At 29.4% G+C, this 17,798-nt stretch carries 15 protein-coding genes; 6 read left to right on the top strand and 9 right to left on the bottom strand.

Annotated elements, in window-relative coordinates:
• The first annotated feature begins 10 nt into the window (after nucleotides 1–10).
• The 5 genes from CCY99_RS05435 (at nucleotide 11) to CCY99_RS05410 (ending at nucleotide 6,380) form a co-directional block, all read left to right on the top strand.
• On the top strand, nucleotides 11–1,735 hold the full coding sequence (locus CCY99_RS05435) for a nickel-dependent hydrogenase large subunit (protein ID WP_112060402.1): 1,725 nt from the start codon (nucleotides 11–13) through the stop codon (nucleotides 1,733–1,735).
• A 9-nt stretch (nucleotides 1,736–1,744) separates the two neighbouring features.
• Nucleotides 1,745–2,434, top strand: a complete 690-nt coding sequence (cybH, locus tag CCY99_RS05430; protein WP_112060401.1) for a Ni/Fe-hydrogenase, b-type cytochrome subunit — start codon at nucleotides 1,745–1,747, stop codon at nucleotides 2,432–2,434.
• A 79-nt stretch (nucleotides 2,435–2,513) separates the two neighbouring features.
• Complete coding sequence (locus tag CCY99_RS05425) at nucleotides 2,514–3,053, top strand: HyaD/HybD family hydrogenase maturation endopeptidase (RefSeq protein ID WP_112060400.1); 540 nt, start codon at nucleotides 2,514–2,516, stop codon at nucleotides 3,051–3,053.
• Nucleotides 3,053–4,654, top strand: a complete 1,602-nt coding sequence (locus CCY99_RS05420) for a hypothetical protein (protein ID WP_112060399.1) — start codon at nucleotides 3,053–3,055, stop codon at nucleotides 4,652–4,654. Before CCY99_RS05425 ends, CCY99_RS05420 begins: the two co-directional genes overlap by 1 nt.
• 340 nt (nucleotides 4,655–4,994) lie before the next feature.
• On the top strand, nucleotides 4,995–6,380 hold the full coding sequence (locus CCY99_RS05410) for a bifunctional diguanylate cyclase/phosphodiesterase (protein WP_112060397.1): 1,386 nt from the start codon (nucleotides 4,995–4,997) through the stop codon (nucleotides 6,378–6,380).
• Between the two features lie 6 nt (nucleotides 6,381–6,386).
• Here the strand turns inward: CCY99_RS05410 and CCY99_RS05405 are convergent, their stop codons facing one another.
• From CCY99_RS05405 to CCY99_RS05395, 3 genes are all read right to left on the bottom strand, one after another.
• Nucleotides 6,387–7,607 (bottom strand): glutamate-5-semialdehyde dehydrogenase, encoded by a 1,221-nt coding sequence (locus CCY99_RS05405; RefSeq protein ID WP_112060396.1) that lies wholly within the window; start codon nucleotides 7,605–7,607, stop codon nucleotides 6,387–6,389.
• Between the two features lie 18 nt (nucleotides 7,608–7,625).
• Nucleotides 7,626–8,327: a response regulator gene (locus tag CCY99_RS05400; RefSeq protein ID WP_112060395.1), complete on the bottom strand. Its 702-nt coding sequence runs from the start codon at nucleotides 8,325–8,327 to the stop codon at nucleotides 7,626–7,628.
• A 76-nt stretch (nucleotides 8,328–8,403) separates the two neighbouring features.
• Nucleotides 8,404–10,326: an ATP-binding protein gene (locus CCY99_RS05395; protein WP_112060394.1), complete on the bottom strand. Its 1,923-nt coding sequence runs from the start codon at nucleotides 10,324–10,326 to the stop codon at nucleotides 8,404–8,406.
• Between the two features lie 88 nt (nucleotides 10,327–10,414).
• Between CCY99_RS05395 and CCY99_RS05390 the strand changes: the two genes are divergently transcribed.
• Nucleotides 10,415–11,284 (top strand): AraC family transcriptional regulator, encoded by an 870-nt coding sequence (locus tag CCY99_RS05390; RefSeq protein WP_112060393.1) that lies wholly within the window; start codon nucleotides 10,415–10,417, stop codon nucleotides 11,282–11,284.
• Between the two features lie 190 nt (nucleotides 11,285–11,474).
• Here CCY99_RS05390 and CCY99_RS05385 read toward each other — a convergent pair whose 3' ends face one another.
• The 6 genes from CCY99_RS05385 to ccoG form a co-directional block, all read right to left on the bottom strand.
• Nucleotides 11,475–13,208, bottom strand: a complete 1,734-nt coding sequence (locus CCY99_RS05385; protein ID WP_112060392.1) for a Na/Pi symporter — start codon at nucleotides 13,206–13,208, stop codon at nucleotides 11,475–11,477.
• Nucleotides 13,209–13,241: 33 nt separating this feature from the next.
• The gene (locus CCY99_RS05380) at nucleotides 13,242–14,171 is read right to left on the bottom strand and encodes an LPP20 family lipoprotein (RefSeq protein ID WP_112060391.1); all 930 of its coding nucleotides are present in this window, start codon (nucleotides 14,169–14,171) and stop codon (nucleotides 13,242–13,244) included.
• 78 nt (nucleotides 14,172–14,249) lie between these two features.
• Nucleotides 14,250–14,837, bottom strand: a complete 588-nt coding sequence (locus CCY99_RS05375) for an LPP20 family lipoprotein (protein ID WP_112060390.1) — start codon at nucleotides 14,835–14,837, stop codon at nucleotides 14,250–14,252.
• Nucleotides 14,838–15,167: 330 nt separating this feature from the next.
• Complete coding sequence (locus CCY99_RS05370; protein WP_112060389.1) at nucleotides 15,168–15,605, bottom strand: PaaI family thioesterase; 438 nt, start codon at nucleotides 15,603–15,605, stop codon at nucleotides 15,168–15,170.
• A gap of 1 nt (nucleotide 15,606) precedes the next feature.
• Complete coding sequence (gene cmoB / locus CCY99_RS05365; protein WP_258443566.1) at nucleotides 15,607–16,500, bottom strand: tRNA 5-methoxyuridine(34)/uridine 5-oxyacetic acid(34) synthase CmoB; 894 nt, start codon at nucleotides 16,498–16,500, stop codon at nucleotides 15,607–15,609.
• The coding region (gene ccoG / locus CCY99_RS05360; protein WP_112060484.1) for a cytochrome c oxidase accessory protein CcoG at nucleotides 16,481–17,798 on the bottom strand (1,318 nt) is incomplete at its 5' end. The genes cmoB and ccoG, both read right to left, overlap by 20 nt.

Raw genomic sequence — 17,798 nt, 5'->3', positions numbered from 1 at the left:
GGGAGTTAAAATGACAAAAAGAATCGTAGTTGACCCGATAACAAGAATTGAAGGGCATTTAAGAATTGAGGTTGTAGTAGATGAAAATAATGTGATACAGGACGCATTTTCATCTTCTACACTTTGGAGAGGTTTAGAGCGAATAGTGCAAAATAGAGACCCAAGAGATGCTGGATTTATGATGCAGAGAATCTGCGGTGTTTGCACTTATTCTCACTATAAGGCTGGAATCTCGGCGGTTGAAAATGCACTAGGTATAATCCCGCCAAAAAATGCCGAATTAGTCCGCTCATTGATGAATATTTCGCTTGTATTACACGACCACACAGTGCATTTTTACACATTGCACGGATTGGATTGGTGTGATGTAGTATCTGCGCTTAGCGCTTCACCTGCAAAGGCTTCAAAACTCGCATTTAATTATGCCGATTTTCCTATGAATACAGGTGAAGATGAGCTAAAGGCAGTTCAAACTAGGGTTGCGGATTTCGTAAAAAAAGGAGCTTTAGGACCATTTGCAAATGCTTATTGGGGACATAAAACATATAGATTTAGCCCAGAGCAGAATCTAATCGTTTTATCGCATTATCTAAAATTACTTGAGGTTCAGCGAGTTGCCGCACAAATGATGGCGATTTTTGGCTCTAAGCAGCCACATCCACAAAGCCTAACTGTTGGTGGTGTTACTTCTGTTATGGATATTTTAGACCCAAGTCGTTTGGGTGATTGGCTTTTAAAATATAAATATGTTAAGGATTTCGTGGATAGAGCATATTATCCGGATATTTTGATGGCAGCTGAGGTTTATAAAAATGAGCCAAGTGTCCTTAAAGGCTCTGGGGTTAAGAATTTCCTTTGTTTTGAGGAGATTCCAATTGGCAATGGCGAATATCTATATAGCACGGGAATTGTAAAAGATTATGATATAACAAAACTTCATCCAATTGATGAAAATCTAATCACAGAGGATGCTACGCATTCTTGGTATAAGGACAATGGACCGCTTCAACCATATGATGGCAAAACAAATCCTAATTATACAGGGTTTAAAGATGGCACTAGTATTGGGGTGGATTCAAAAGAAGTTAGTAGCAAACTATTAGATACAGATGGTAAGTATAGTTGGATTAAATCGCCAAGATACGATGGAGAGCCGATGGAAGTTGGACCTTTGGCGGCGATTGTTGTGGGACTAGCTGCTAAGAATCCTAGAATTACCACTATTGCTACAAAGTTTTTAAAAGATACAGGATTGCCTGTTAGTGCGGTATTTAGCACATTAGGTAGGACTGCGGCTAGGGCGTTGGAATGTAAATTATCTGCGGATTATGGTATTGAAGTGTTTAATTCATTAATAGAAAATATCAAAACAGATAAAACGACTTGCGCCCCATATGTAATCGATAAAAACAAGGAATATAAAGGGCGATATATCGGTAATGTTCCTAGAGGAACTTTGAGCCACTGGGTTAGAATCAAAAATGGTGTTATTGAAAATTATCAAGCAGTCGTTCCATCCACTTGGAATGCAGGACCTAGAGATGCAAAAGGTCAAAAAGGACCTTATGAAGCTAGTTTGATAGGAATTAAAGTTCAAAATATAACCCAACCATTAGAGATTATTAGAACTATACATTCATTTGACCCTTGTATTGCTTGTTCAGTGCATATGATAGATGTCAAAGGTAATAAAATAGGTGAATATAAAGTGAATCCTGCGACTTTACGCGCATAAGGAGAAGTTATGATAACAAAAGAAAAATTTTTTAAAAGAACTTTGACTTTCACGCCCGGTGTTAGATTTTTTCACTGGGTGAGAGCGTTTTCGATATTCTTTTTAATTTTTAGTGGATTCTATATCGCATATCCATTTTTGACTCCAAATCCAAATCCAGAGCCTACCGGCTTTTTGATTGCGACTTTTAGGAGTTTTCATGTTATAGCTGGATTTTTGCTTATATCAGTTTCGATTTTTAGATTGTATTTATTCTTAAGCACGACTAGAAAAACAAATGAGAAAGTTTATGCAAGTGATTTATTTAGTGCTAAAATGTGGATAGGGCAGATAAAAAACTATCTTTTTATGGGTGCTCATCCGCATGTAAAGGGAGTTTATAACCCAATACAATTTTTTGCATATTTGATTTTGGCGATTTTGGTGCTTATTATTTCCCTAAGTGGCGTGATTTTGTATTATAATGTATATCATAATGGCTTAGGAGCGATATTAGAACCTTGCTTTAAATGGCTTGAAGTTGCTGTTGGTGGATTAGCAAATGTTAGAAAGATACACCATATTACTACTTGGGCGATTATCATTTTTATCCCTGTGCATGTTTATATGGTCGTTTGGAATGCAGTAAAACACCCAGATGGCGGGGCAGATTCTATCGTTGGTGGGTATCGCTACCAAGAAGTTGCAAAAGAGAATTGATATTGTTAAATGAATTAGAATCTTATATAAATTAAAGCGAGAGATAGAGAATGATATTTAATTTAGGTTTGTGGTATTTATGAAGATTCTAATTCTTGGCATTGGTAATATTTTATTTGGAGATGAGGGCATTGGCGTTCATCTATCCAATCTTCTTAAGGTGAATTATAAATTCACCTCTAGTGAGCATAGTCTTGATATTATTGATGGTGGGACTTTAGCTCAAAGTTTGATTCCCCTTATAACCTCTTATGATAGTGTTTTGATTTTGGATTGCATTAATGCTGATGATGGAAATATTGGAGATGTATTCTTTTTTGATTTTAATAATATTCCAAATAACCTAAATTGGCAGGGCACGGCACACGAAGTCGAAATGTTGCAAACATTAAAGATGATTGAAATACTAGGTGATTTACCACAAATCAAGATAATAGCGACGATTCCAGAAATATTAAATGATGATACAGCTTTTAATCTATCACCGAAAATCAAAGATTCTTGTATAGTGATGCGTGATATTGCATTAAAATATCTAAAAGAACTTGGTTTTAGTATAGATGAGGTTGATAATAGGGATATTCAAGAAATAGCTAATAATTCATTTAAAGGCTATTAATGATTCTTAAATTTATTTTTTTATATAAACATTCAAATAAAGATTATTTCCTAAAAATTATGCGAAAAACTGCTACTGGGCTTGATTTAAAGCATTATGATATGATTTTAGGTAATGAGTTATTATTTTTTGTTAATGGAGATGATGAGAATCTAAGTAATTTCGCCACTCAAATATCCTATAAAATCCCGCTTTCATTATATTTTATACTAAAAAGTGTTGAGGTTTCTAAGGAGATGATGAAGGGTTATTCTTCTACTATCGATGAGCAGAGTTGCACATTTGACTTTGATTTAAGTGAAACTATTAATATTAAGGATATTAATGGAGAGCAATTTTGTGATATTTTCACATATCCAAATAGTAAAATAAATATAGATATATTATTTGATAATAAAAGCATTACTACAAAAGATAAATTAAAAGATTCTCTAAATAGCATTACTAAGATGTTGCAAAATGGGGAATCTGTGCGATTTCAAACGATAAAAGGAGAGATTATTTTATCGCTCAATAATAGGGATTTTGACTTTATTTTATCAAATGATATATCAACGATAAATCTTTATACAAGAGCCACTCAAAATGAATTAGATGCGTTGGCGACATTTGAAAAACCTTATATAAATCTATATATCAAAGAAGTTTTTGTGAATGAATTGGGTTTTAAAAACGCTTTATTTATTTTGCCTTATGACCCTATTCTATGTGCATTATCAAGTATTTTGATAGATTTAGAAATACCATTTTTATTTGCAAATTATGATAATGGGGAATACAAAAAACATAAGATAAAAAATGGGATAGATTATATAAATCCTTTTAAAGAGCGATTTTTTGAGATTGTTATGGGTGAAAATGGATATTTTATAGAAAATAAATTTTTAGATTCTACTAAGGATTCTAATATAACAAAATATGGCTTAATTCCTTTTATCCAATCAAATTTTGATACTAATACGCCTTTATTTGTCGCATATATTAGCACATACCATCAAACAATATTTAAGATTCTAGATTCTAATGCTAATATAATAAATATTCATTTTGATATGAATCCAAAAAATATCTTAAAGCAGCTTTCACTTCGACCAAATGGTAAAAAGCTTTTGGAGAATTACGAAAAGTCATTCCCAGATAGAATCCATTTTATTAATAGCTTTAGTGATGAAGAAATATGGAGTGATAATATTTTAGATATTTTTAGTTCTATTTGCGTTATTTTGGGCTTTAGCAAGATTTTAGAAAAAGATAGGATTTTTGAATATGCAAGTTTATCATTACGCGATATTGGTCCTAGAATCGACTTTAAAATAATAAATAGCGATGGAGAAGCAAACTACGATTATTTAGCTTCTGTTAGCTCATCTATTAGTTTTACTCTAGCTGGAATTGACAATGAAACCCTATGCTACGGAATCCTAGATAGTTTGGCAGATTTTGTTATTAATGTATTTCGCGATGCAAATACTAATTATGGTATTAAAGATATAGGCATAATTGGCGATTTGTTTGTCAATAGAATTTTTTTTAGTAAAATTACAAAAAAGTTTCCACAAGATTTGATTTTGCATTTTCCAGATTATATAGACCAAATGTAGATATAGTTTTAGATATAATTCTCAATTATTTTTATTTAATAAAAATAAATTTGATAATATATGAGATTGGAGGGCGTGATTTGTATGATATAAAGGCTAACTTTAAAGTATTTTTATTTATTCCAGTATTTATATTTTTGTTAATAAATACAGGTTATATAATATGTGGAATGCTATTTTTAACGCTTATTGAAGAAACATCAAGCAGTTTAGCCTTTTTTGCAAGTTTTATTGGGATTCTCATTGCTATAAATATAACTTTTTTTTACTTATCATACATTTTTCAAATAAATTTCTTAGGGATAATATATTAAATTCGCTCAATATTTTTTATGAAGATATGCAAAATTTTTATAAAACAAATAAAACCCACTTTACGAATTGGTCGCAAAAGATTATTACTTCACCAAAGGAAGTGGCTGAAATATCAAGATATTTTCATAATAATATCGCAAAACAAATATATGACTTAAATACTTGCATAAACTGCGACCCATTAACGGGATTAAAAACAAATATTGTGCTTAGACAAGATTTAGAAGAGTATTCAAATCATGTGATAGCCGTTTTAAACATAAGCAATTTTAAGGAAATAAATAGTTTTTATGGTGTGGAGTTGGCAGACCAAATTCTATGCTCTGTGGCAAATATCCTAAAAAATTATTTTAAAGATGAAAACTATTTATTATATAGAATCCATGGTGATGATTTTGCTATCCTTTGGCCTAATTGTATAGATAGAAGTATGTTTATACATAAATTAGAGAATTTTTTAAATTATCTAGGTAAGAAAGAAATCCTAATTGATGGTTATACATATATTAATCTAACTGCGACTATTGGCATTGCATTTTCTTATGATAGTGCTAAATATAGTATGGTAAATGCTCAAATGGCACTTCATCACGCGAAAGAATATAAAAATCCAATTGTAATTTATAACAGAAATCTGCCTATTTTAAACACATTAAAAAATAATATCCAATATACTGAAATCATATATCAAGCACTAAAAAGTCAAGAAGTTGTGCCTTTTTACCAAAAAATAGAGGGTATTCAAGGATACCACGACACAAAAGATAAAGAAAAATATGAAGCCCTTATGCGTATTAAGGATAAAGAGGGACATATTATCCCGCCGGGATTATTTTTAGAGATTTCCAAGCGTTCAAGTGCGTATTCAAAGCTTTCAAAACTTATGATAGAAAAATCTTTTGCATATTTATCGACTAGGAAGAATCTTACTTTTTCTGTGAATCTTGCATTAGAAGATATGTTATCTTCGGATTTTTCAATATGGTTTATGGATAGAATCGTGCATTATAATCTAGAGGGCAGGGTAGTTGTTGAGATAACAGAGCAAGAGAGTATTGAGGATTTTGATAGTGTTAGTAATTTTATTACAAATATTAAGGAATTGGGCGTCCAAATCGCTTTAGATGACTTTGGTAGCGGATATTCTAACTTTTCTATTTTGATGCAGTTACAAATAGATTTCTTAAAGATTGATGGCTCCCTAATTAAAAATATAGATAAAGATAAAAATGCAAAGATTATAGTTGAGACGATTGTTCGCTTTGCTAAATTACTTAAAATCTACACAATAGCAGAATTTGTAAGCTCAAAAGAAGTTTATGATGTTGTTAAAGAAATGGGAATGGACTACGCACAGGGATATTATATAAGCAAACCATTACAAGATATAAATCCGCCAAAAGATAATTAATATTTTTTATTCTCGTATCTGCCCATCGCCATAGATTTGGTATTTATATGTTGTAAGACTTTCAATTCCCATCGGTCCCCTTGCGTGTATCTTAGAAGTTGAGATTCCAATCTCCGCCCCAAAGCCAAATTCCCCTCCATCGCTGAATCTTGTGCTTGCATTTACATACACACAAGCAGAATCTACCTCATTTAAAAATCGCTGTGCTACGCTGTAATCCTCTGTTATAATGCTATCAGAATGGCTTGAGCCATATTTTTGTATGTGCTCTATTGCTTCATTGGTGTTTTTGACTATTTTTAGATTTAGTATATTATCGCCATATTCATTGTAAAAATCACTCTCCACAGCAATATCTAAATTAAATCTATCTGCAAGATTCTTACAAGCTTTTATTTTAATATTATTTTTCTTTAAGGTTTCTATTAGCTCTGCTAAGATGTTAGAATCCTCGTGGATTAAAATCGTTTCAATACTATTGCAAACTGCTGGTTTTGAGCTTTTTGCGTTTATTGCTATATTTAGTGCTTTCTTTTTATCGCAATATTTATGTATGTATAAATGACATACGCCCTTATCGTGTTTGATAACAGGAATGGTGGAATTTGTTGTTACAAATTTAATGAGATTTTCCCCACCTCGTGGAATAACTAAATCTATATATTTATATTCTTTTAATAGAGATTCCATAGAATCTCTAGAATCTACAAAGCTAATTGCAGCCTTTGGGATATTGTAGGATTCTAAGCTTTTATGTAAAATCTCCAAAATAGCTTTATTTGAGTTTATGGATTCTTTCCCGCCTTTTAGAATACAAACATTACCGCTTTTAAAGCATAATGCCGAAGTATCGCTTGTAACATTTGGACGCGATTCGTAAATCACAGCAATAATACCAATTGGGACAGATACCTTTTGTATTTTTAATCCCTTGTAGTTTTCAAATCCATCTAGGATTCTGCCTATTGGACTTTTTAAATCTGCGATTTCATTTAGGGATTTTGCCATAGAATCTATTTTTTTGGAATCTAGTTTTAATCGCTCCAACATAGCATTTGATAGGGAATCTTGTGCGTTTTTTATATCGATTTTATTTGCATTTAGAATAGAATCTTTGTTTTTAATAAGATTTTCTGCCATTTTGTTTAATATGTCATTTCTCACATTATCTTTTAGATTCGCAATTATTTTTTTTGCTTCCTGTGCTTTTTTAAGCATATTTTCCATTATTTTTCCTGTAATAAATTAATTGATACTTTTTATCATATAGCCTTCATCTTGAATATTAATTATAATATTTTTATCTTGAAGTTGATTTTTAAGCCTAACTACAACCATTCTTAAATTATAAACAGAGCTTTCTTTTTCCCCATAAAGATAATCTTGTAAAATATCATAACTCATAACTCGATTTATATTATTAATTAGTAGCCAGAAAAAATTATTTCCTAAGCCATTTAGTATTAGTGGTTTATTGTCTAGGAAAATCTCTTTTTTTGTTTTATTTACATAGATTCTATCGCTAAGTTGGATAATAATGTCATCTTGTGGTTTTTTAGCCAAGATTGCAAGATGTGTTTGTAAATCTGGTATATTTATTGGTTTGCGTAAAAACAAACAAACATTATTTATTTTAAAGCTATGTTGTAGATTACTATCTGTTGGGTATGAAGTCATTATAATAGTTTTTTGATTTGGATTGATTTTTATTATACGCTCTAGCATTTCAAAGGCATTAAGTTCAGGTAGATTTATATCTGTAACCACAATATCTATATTATTGCTATTTTTTCTATAGATTTCAAATGCACTCAATCCATCTTGTGCTTCAAAAACATTTTTACAATATGGTAATAATGCCTGTTTTAGTCCAAATAATGCCACTTCGTCATCTTCTACGATTAATACACTTATATTATTTAATAGATTTAAGAAGTTATTCCCCATTTAAAACCTTTAGCTCTTATTTACATCGTAAATTCATATGATATATTACAATATATCTAATATTCATTCGTTTAAATTATTTATTTATATCTTTTAACTCTTTCTTGATTTTTAAAACAAATATTGTTGGATTCTCATAGCTAGTTATATATAAATCTCCTTGTAGTTTATCGTTTGCAAGTTTCTTAGCAAAATATAATCCAATTCCCACGCCTTTTGCTTTTGTTGTTTTGATTTCATTAAATAAATCATTTCTTAAATTTTTATCTATGCCGATTCCATAATCTGTTACACTAATTATTATATTATCTTGTTGTTGTGCAAACTCTATAAGTATGGTTTTATTTTGTTTATTTTGCACAGCGTCATTTGCATTTGAGAGTAGTATCAATATGATTTGGCTAATGATATTTTCTAATGAGTATAACATCAATGTTTTATTTCCGTGTATTTTTATATCTTTCTTATATCCACCAATATTTTTAGTTATATTTATGATATTTATAACATTTTCTATGCAATTATAGAGATTAAAATATTTGATATTTATCTGGCTATTGTAATAATTGCTATATAGATTTATCGTATCATCAAGCATCTTAATTCTATCTGTGCAATATTTTAGATTCTGTAATAATAATTCCTTAGTTAGCATATTATTTTTTTCAAAATCTATGATATTTCCAATCAAAATACTAATTCCATTTAATGGTTGTTTTAGTTGATGATTTATCCCACCTACTAATTCTCCCATCTCAATCATTTTTGCTTGATGCATAAGAATATATTCGTTTTTTTGCTTTTCTTTTTTTAGATTCTCTTTTTCTGTTATATCTTCTATAGATATAATTCCCCCTTGAAAATATCCATATTGATAAAGTGGAATCTTATTGATAATCCACGATTTATTTTTATATGTAACCATTTCGCTACCCTCTTGCAAAAATGTAAAAATATCATTGATATTTAAAATAGAGAGAATTTTTTTTGCTATTTTATTGATGAATGTTATTTGATAGTTTTTATCTAAAAGAATTAAACCTTGCTCTTTTTTATCAAGATAAATATCTGTTAATTGCTTTGTGTTTAATAATCTTTTATTTATGTAAAAACTATATAGTTTGTGTAAAAAACCTATAATCCCAAGTATGACAATAAAAAACAGCATAAGAAAAACTTCTTGTGTAAAAAGCTTGTTTAGATAATTTGCCGTTCCTTCATTATTGATATAGAATCCTATTTTTCCAATATCAAAATCTAGGTTACTAGTAAAAAAATAATCACTCTTAATATCCGGATTGAGAATATATGTTGTTATTGCGTCTTTTATCTTTGGGTTTATTTTATTAGGAAATATAATGTTATTGTTCTTAATGATAAACATATGTATATTATCATTGAATGCAAGATTATTTGAGAATTTTTCTAGAAAATCATCAATAACTATTACACCAGCCAACACCCCTATAAATTTATCATTATAGATAATTGGGACAGAAATATTCATCGTTGTTTTATGCAATCGCCCGTGTTGTTCAACTATATAGATATTTGGTTTTAGTGTATTTTTAGTCTTTTTATACCAATCTAAATTATATGGATTTATATCATTTGTTATTTTATTAGCATCTATATAGAAAAGTTTAGCATTATGATATATATAAAAATGTTTATCCTCATATAGAATCTGTAAAATATCAAAGCTATCATCAAAATAAAATGTAGATTCCATAAAATTCTTAATATTATTAATATTTTTGCTATCTTGGATATTTTTTAGAGTGGGTGCTACATTCAATAGATTTATTTTTTCATTTATCCAAAAGCTCATATTTTTATTAATATTCTCAATATTTTGTTTGCTATTTTTTATATCAATTAATAAAATATCTTCTTTTATATTTTTAAATAGTAATGCAGAAATAGTAACAAACGCAACACCAAGCAATAAAATTATAAGTGCTATTATTGTTATTGATTTATTTTTTTTGATTTTCAATGATAACCTCTTTCTATAGGTTTATATATTATTACATAATTTAATTATTTAGTGTAATATACTTTAGTCAATAATTAAGAGGTTTGCTATGATTTCAAAAGATAAAAATGCTAGTTTGCTAGATTGTGGTGATGTCGTTGTTGCTCGATATAGCGATAATTGCAATAAAAACTATCATATATCCAACTCCCAAAATAGCATTATTTTTATAAATAAAGGTCAAAAGATTCTACATTTTAATAATAATTCCTATGTTATCAATGAAGGAGAGATAGTATTTCTAAAGGCTGGAAAATTTGTTATGAGTGATATAGTATCGCTTAAAGATGGGGTTTATCAATCATATTTTCTATCATTTTCTAATATGATGCTTTTGAAGTTTATAAATAGGCATAAATATCTATTGGATAGGGTAGAGCCTAAGTCTAAAGATAGGGAGATTTTTAAAATTACAACAGATGTTTTTTTGGTGGAGCAGATTAAATCTATAAATGTATTTTTAGATAATAAAAATCAGCTTGTAACAAACACTCATAAGGAGATTTTAAAGCTAAAAATTGAAGCATTATTGCTACTTTTAATGAATAGAGAAGATAGGGTTTTTAGTGAATTTATCCAAAATATTGCAAATTCCTTTCCTTTTGATTTTCATTCAATGCTATTAAGGGGAAATTCGAAATTCGCTAGTGTAAAAGAAATGGCAGATACTTTTAATATGGATATTGCACTATTTAGTAAGAGATTTAAAAATTCTTTTGGAATATCACCAAAAGAATGGCTGGATAATAAACGATTTGAGAGAGCAAAATTATTTATAGAGTTTAGCAATAAGAATATTACTGAAATATGCCAAGAATTTAATTTTAATAGTGTGTCGTGGTTTATAAAACGATTTAGATTGCGATATGGTAAAACACCAAAGCAACTACAAAAAGCGAATAATTCTTATTATGATTAAAATATGAATCTTGATAGAAAAGTATCATAGAATCTATAAATATCAAAATTTATATTAAAAATAGTAAAGCTACCATTCCATTTACACTAAGCTTTTATTTGAATCCTAAAATATATGATGAAAAATTACTTTTTTATATATTTTCATAAAAATGGATAAGGAATGGTTTATCAAAACTTAAAGATAAACTTTAGGTTTCGATATTATATAAATACTCAATTGATTCAACTAGCTCCAAAGCAATACTTCGCATAAATGACAAATCATTTAGCATTGAAGTTCCCTCTGAAATACTTATTGATTTATTGGATACAAGATTATCTATTTTATTAAGAATATCAAGGTCATCGTATTTAAACGAAGATTTATATTTACTGATTTTTTTCACTATAGGTGCATTTTCATCAGCTGGAGTAATACGCAACTCCTCAATACTTCTAAGTAAATATGCCATTGTGCTTCTCATATTATCATATTCATTGCTTAAAGCTTGATGCTCTGATAGTGAATATTTTTGTAGATTTTTCTGCACCAAACGCATATGTTTTGTAGCCTCAACAATATCTTTTGCTGCCATTTGTAGCTTAAAGACTTCTTTCATTTGCTCTTCTTTGCCCATATGTGTTTTTGCTTTTGCGGTAAATTCCATAATGGCATTAGATAGAGATTTGATTTTTGTTTCATATAGATTATCTATATCAATATCATCTTTTAATAGAATCTTATTTTTAGCTAGATTTTCTATCGGTTCAAATGAGCGAATCCCACTTCTATCAAATCCAATACTATGGACTATAATACTTAGGGCATTATCATATAAATGTTTTGTTTCGTTTCTTATGGCTTCTAACGAAGCATTTGCATAATCAATCTTAGAATTATCTAAATATATAGGGTCATTTAAGCTATCGTGTTTTCTTTGACGAATAAATTTAGTTAAATAATATACAAATTTCGTTTTAACAGGTAGTATGAGGGCGATACCTATAATATTAAATAATGTATGAAAAATAGCTAATTGAAGATTCAAATCCGTAATACCCAAAAATTGGGCTATAAGAGTAACTACAAAAATGATAGGCTTTGAGAATATCACTGCTACTAATGCTGTAATGACATTGAATACTATATGTGCAATTGCTAATCTTTTACCATCGATATTTGCACTTATAGCACCTAATCCAGTTGTTATACTGCTTCCTAATTGTGCGCCGATTGTGAGTGCTATTGCATTATCAAAAGTGATTTGATTAGCAGATAATGCCGACATAATTAAAAATAAAGTAGCGTGAGTTGATTGCGTAAGTAGAGTGATAAATAATCCAATTAAGGCAAATATAGCCATTCCCTTAATGCCACTGATGCTATATTGTGCTAAGTTTAGGGTATCTTGATAATTATCAAAACCTGTTTTTATATAAAACATTCCAAGAAAAATAAATCCAATACCCGCTAGGACATATCCAGCACCTTTGACTGCTTTTATTTTTTGAAATAGAAATATAACCCCAAAAGCAATAATCGGTAAAGCTAGGGCAGATATATTTGCTTTCATACCAACAGTTGCTATAAACCAAGCTCCTGTGCTATTTCCAAGATTAGAGCCAAATATAATTCCAACACCTTGTGTTAGGGTAATAATACCTGCGGATACAAATGATATGGAAAAAAGTGCAACCAAAGTGCTAGACTGCATAACAGCAGTAGATATTGTCCCAAATGCTATACTTTTAGCGGTGTTCCCTGCAACTTTTTTCATTGTCTTTTCTAGGAATCCACCACTAAGCATTTTAAGCCCATCTTGCATAACAAACATTCCAAAAAGGAAAATAGCAAGACCTGAGATTATATCAATACTATCTCTAAATTTATAAAATATAACACATAAAGCTATTACTGCTATAGGAATTAAAAATTTCTGCATCAACCCCAAACCTTTTTAGATTTTAATATATTATTATTCTATCCAAGAATAAATTTTTTTATATAATTGTGCCTTTAGTCTATTTATAGCAATTGCTATGGATTTATCCTTAACATCTTGCACAACTTCTAATGTAGTGTTAAAAACAACATTATCATTGCAATCTTTAATGCTAGAATCAAGTGCTATCGTTACTTGTGTATTTGTTTTATGAATATCATATCTATTCTCAATGTAATAAATATCAGAATCTTTTGAACTAATGCTAAAAAACTTATTATATTCATTCATTAAGGCATTATCAACAAGTTTATAATCATTGCTATTCCCACCTTTTGCAAATGAAATATAATAAGCTCTTGGAGGGTGTAAAAGCATATTTGCTACATTATCTAATAATTGCTTTTGCCTAACAACACCATTTAAGGAACTTATTTGCTGACTTTTATAATCGCTCAAAGCAAGTAATTCCAAAAGTTTTTCTCTATGTTTTGGCGACATAGTGCTACATTTTGAATTTTTAATATCACTTAAAATACTATTTATTTTGATTGCACTAGAATCTATATCGCTATTTAATTTATTTATAATTTTTACTTTCTCAACCCTTGCTTGGACGAAAAATAATCCGTCAATTTCCTCTATAATTGGGTGTTCAACACTATCTAATTCAATATCACTTACATTAATACCCACATTATTATTAATCTTACTTGTTACCTTAGAATCAATTTGCTCTTTTTGGATATTTATATTGGATTCTATATTTAGTGATATTTTTGATGCTAAATCATTCAATGCCGCCAACTTCGCATCTTGCAAACTATCTGCCTCACCAACGCCATATAAATATCTAGAATCAGATTGGCTTTTTAAATACCAATCTGGATAAGATATAGTTCCACTACAAGCAATAAAAAAGCAACTAGCTATAACACATATAATAATTAAAAAATATCTCATATAGCCAAACTTATATTATTTATTTTCATAAATTATTACCTTAGGATTTATTACTTTAGTTCTCATAATCTAATAATCTTATAAATCATTTCCCAATGCTTGGTCTAGTGCATCTAAGAATTTATCTTTTTCTAATGGTATGCTATTATCCTTAGACAAATTTTGCATTATACTTTTCTTCGCTTTATCTGCTAGATTCGAATCTAACTCAACTAAAACATAAATTTGTTTTCCATTAGAGGTAATCCAAGTATCTTTTTGTTTTGTGCCAACCATAGTTTGGGATACTATTTGTCTAGTTACTTGCTCTCCGTATTTTTCCACATTACTATCATAGGCATTATCACCAATAGTTTGCTGCACTGCATTATTAACCAAACCCTCAACCTTAACAGATATCATTCTTGCTAATTCATCTCTCGCCATAGCTAGAGCTTCATTTCTTGCAAATTGCAAACCAGCCTTTGTTATCTCAGCAGAGCCAATAGCACTTAATCCCGTGCCACCACCATTTAAAACCCAAGATGGTGCATTTGCTAAATTATTCGCCTCTAATGCAGATTCCTCTATGCTACTTGCACCCTCGCCAAGCTCATATTTTGAAGAGCATCCCGCAATAATAAATATAAATCCTAAAAAAAGAACTATGAATTTCATTACTCTCATCTTACTATCCTCTTACATTTTATAAAATTATATCAAATCTAATTTTATACTAAAATATATAAAAATGCCTAAAATTAAATATTAAAAGCCAAATGGAGCTAAATATAGATTCTAGAATCTTTAAATAAAAAATTAGATTTACAATCTAAAGAAAATTTGGAATCCCTAAATAAAAATCTAGATTCCAAACTAAAAGAATCTAATAAAAATTATAAATAACCTACTTGATGGATTTTCAAAAGAATTACTAGAGAAGCTAAAAGATTCCACTTCAAGCGTAGAATCCCTAAAATCCCAAATCACCAAAATATGCAGATTCTAGAATCTTAATTATTTAATACTTTTGAAGTCAATCTTAAATATATTTTTATCAAAAACAACGATATGAAATACTGCATCAAAGATTTTGATATTGTATAAAAAGCCCTCCACCACGACTTCCCTTTTCTTTAAATCGCTTTGTAATGCTTTTGCTTTAAAGATTATCTCGCTATTTAATTCCACAGGAGATAGGAATTTAGTTTCTGCGTAAATAATCATAGAATTTGGGTGATTTACCGCAGCCATCGCACAAAACGACGCCGAAGAGAATATAAAGCCATAATGGATTAGCATACTATCATCAACTACCATTTTTTCTGTTGGGATAAACTTCACCATCGCTTCATTTTTGGATAGTTTTATAATCTCGCCACATAAATCCTTATTTATTTTTTTATAGATTCTAATGTCATCGAGATTTTCGTCTAATATTTCTTCATCTTCCATATTATTTTCCTTTAGCTTTTATATAGATTCTAATTGGTGCTTGAAAGCCCTCAATCGTTTTTGAGCTATCGTTTGGGTCTAAGAAATCCTCTAAACTTTCCCCATTTATCCACTTTGTTTTTCTTTGCTCTATTGTATCAGTTTTTTTCTTTGCAATTATTTCTATATGCTTGAATCCAGCACGGAATAGCCAATTTTTAATAGCTCCAATACTTGGAATAAAATATACATTTTTCATTTTAGCATATCTTAATGGGCTAAGGACTATTGGCTCATCTGTATCTAAAATTAAGCAATCAATAATAATCTCTCCGCCACTATTGAGTGAATTTTTCAAAAGTTTTAGGGAATCTATAGGGTTTGTTCTATGATATAAAACACCAAGACAAATAATAACATCAAATGTTCTATCATAATGTGATAAATCCTCGATACCTAGCAATTCAAATTGTATATTACTTTGAATAAATCTATTGATAAAATCAAATTGACATTTACACAATGCACTAGGGTCAAAGCCAATTATAGATTTTGGAAGTAACTCTAGCATTCTAAACATATAATATCCATTATTACAGCCTATATCCGCAATATTTTTATTTTTTATATGCAAATGATTTTTAATAATATTATATTTGATTGAGCTATCCCATTCGCTTTCAATGGTATTTCCTAAGATTCTAAATGGACCTTTTCTCCAAGGTTTTAGTGCAGTTATAGCCTCAAGTATGGAATCTTTTTTGTCGCTTTCTATGCATTCTATTTCTATAATGTCATTAAGATTTATATGTGAGATTTGTATTTGTGGTAGAGAAGCAATCATATCGCATAATGGAGCGATATTTTTTGCTTCTAATTTTTGTTTTAATAACCTACTATTTTTTTGGATATACAAAAATACTCTCTTTGGTGATATGTATATTTTCATCATCAGTAGCATATGCTTGGATTAAGATAGGCACAATAGTATCATCACTAGAATCTGTGCTTAAATCCTTTGTTGTGTATAAAAATACTCTTTTTCGCACTTTTTTACCCGGCTTAATCTCAAAGGATTCTGTAGGCTGTTTGATTTGTATGTCATTATTATTTAATATCCTAAAATAGTATGTATGCGGTTTGTTATCGGTATTTTGAAATAGCATTGTATAGTGATTTTCAACAATACCATTTTCTAGAATCTTGTAGGATTCTGTTGTTCTATTAATATTTAATAGCATATTTGATTTTGTTTGCGATAGGAAAATAGCCACACCCAAAGCTATTAAAATAACAATAATATATCCAATAGTTTTACCTCTAAAATATTTTACCCCTTTATTAGTTTGCATATCATTTGTGCTACTCCATCTAACCAAAGATATTTTGCCTAATTTGCCCATCACACTGCTACACGCATCGGCACATTCAAGGCAGTTTATACACTCTAATTGAAGACCTTTTCGTATATCAATATGAGTTGGACATACACGAACGCATTTAAGGCAGCTTATACATTCTCCATTAACATCTTTTTTATCTAAAGCTACTCCATTATCATCATAAACTAATGAGCCTCTTTCGGTGTCATAAATAACGGTTTTTGTGTCATTATCATATAGCACAGATTGAACCCTACAATAAGGACATATATAAATACAGAAATTTTCTTGCACAAATACTATTTCTAATGTCAAAAACATCGTAATTATTGCTAGAAATACAAGCAAAACCATATGATTTTGATAATCACCAAGATAAGTAAAAAAATCACTTGGAGGAACAAAATATAATAAGAAATTGGATGCTGCAATGAGTGATAGAATAAACCATATAAAAATAGCTAGTATTTTTTTGGCTTTATTTTTTGCGATGCTTAAGTCTGGTTGTGTTTGTTTATTATCAATGGAGCGACGAAGTTTTAGTAGTTTTGTTTCGATTATATCTCTATAAATTACCCTAAAAATCGTATGCGGACAAGCCCAGCCACACCAAGCACGACCAGCTAAAGTCGTCAATAAAAATATTCCAACAAATAGCATAATGAGTAAAAATGGCATTAGATATAATTCCTGCATATCAAAAACCATTCCAAGTAAATGCAATTGCTTTTTATCAAATGATAGTAGAAATATTTGATTTCCATTAATCTTAATAAATGGAATAATCATAATTACAAATGTTGTAATTGCATACATAATGTAACGCTTGTTC

It is taken from the genome of Helicobacter sp. 16-1353 (assembly GCF_003288815.1).
Classification (GTDB): Bacteria; Campylobacterota; Campylobacteria; order Campylobacterales; family Helicobacteraceae; genus NHYM01.
Note: the sequence above shows the minus strand (reverse complement) of the source record. Positions and strands in the feature narration are given on the sequence as shown.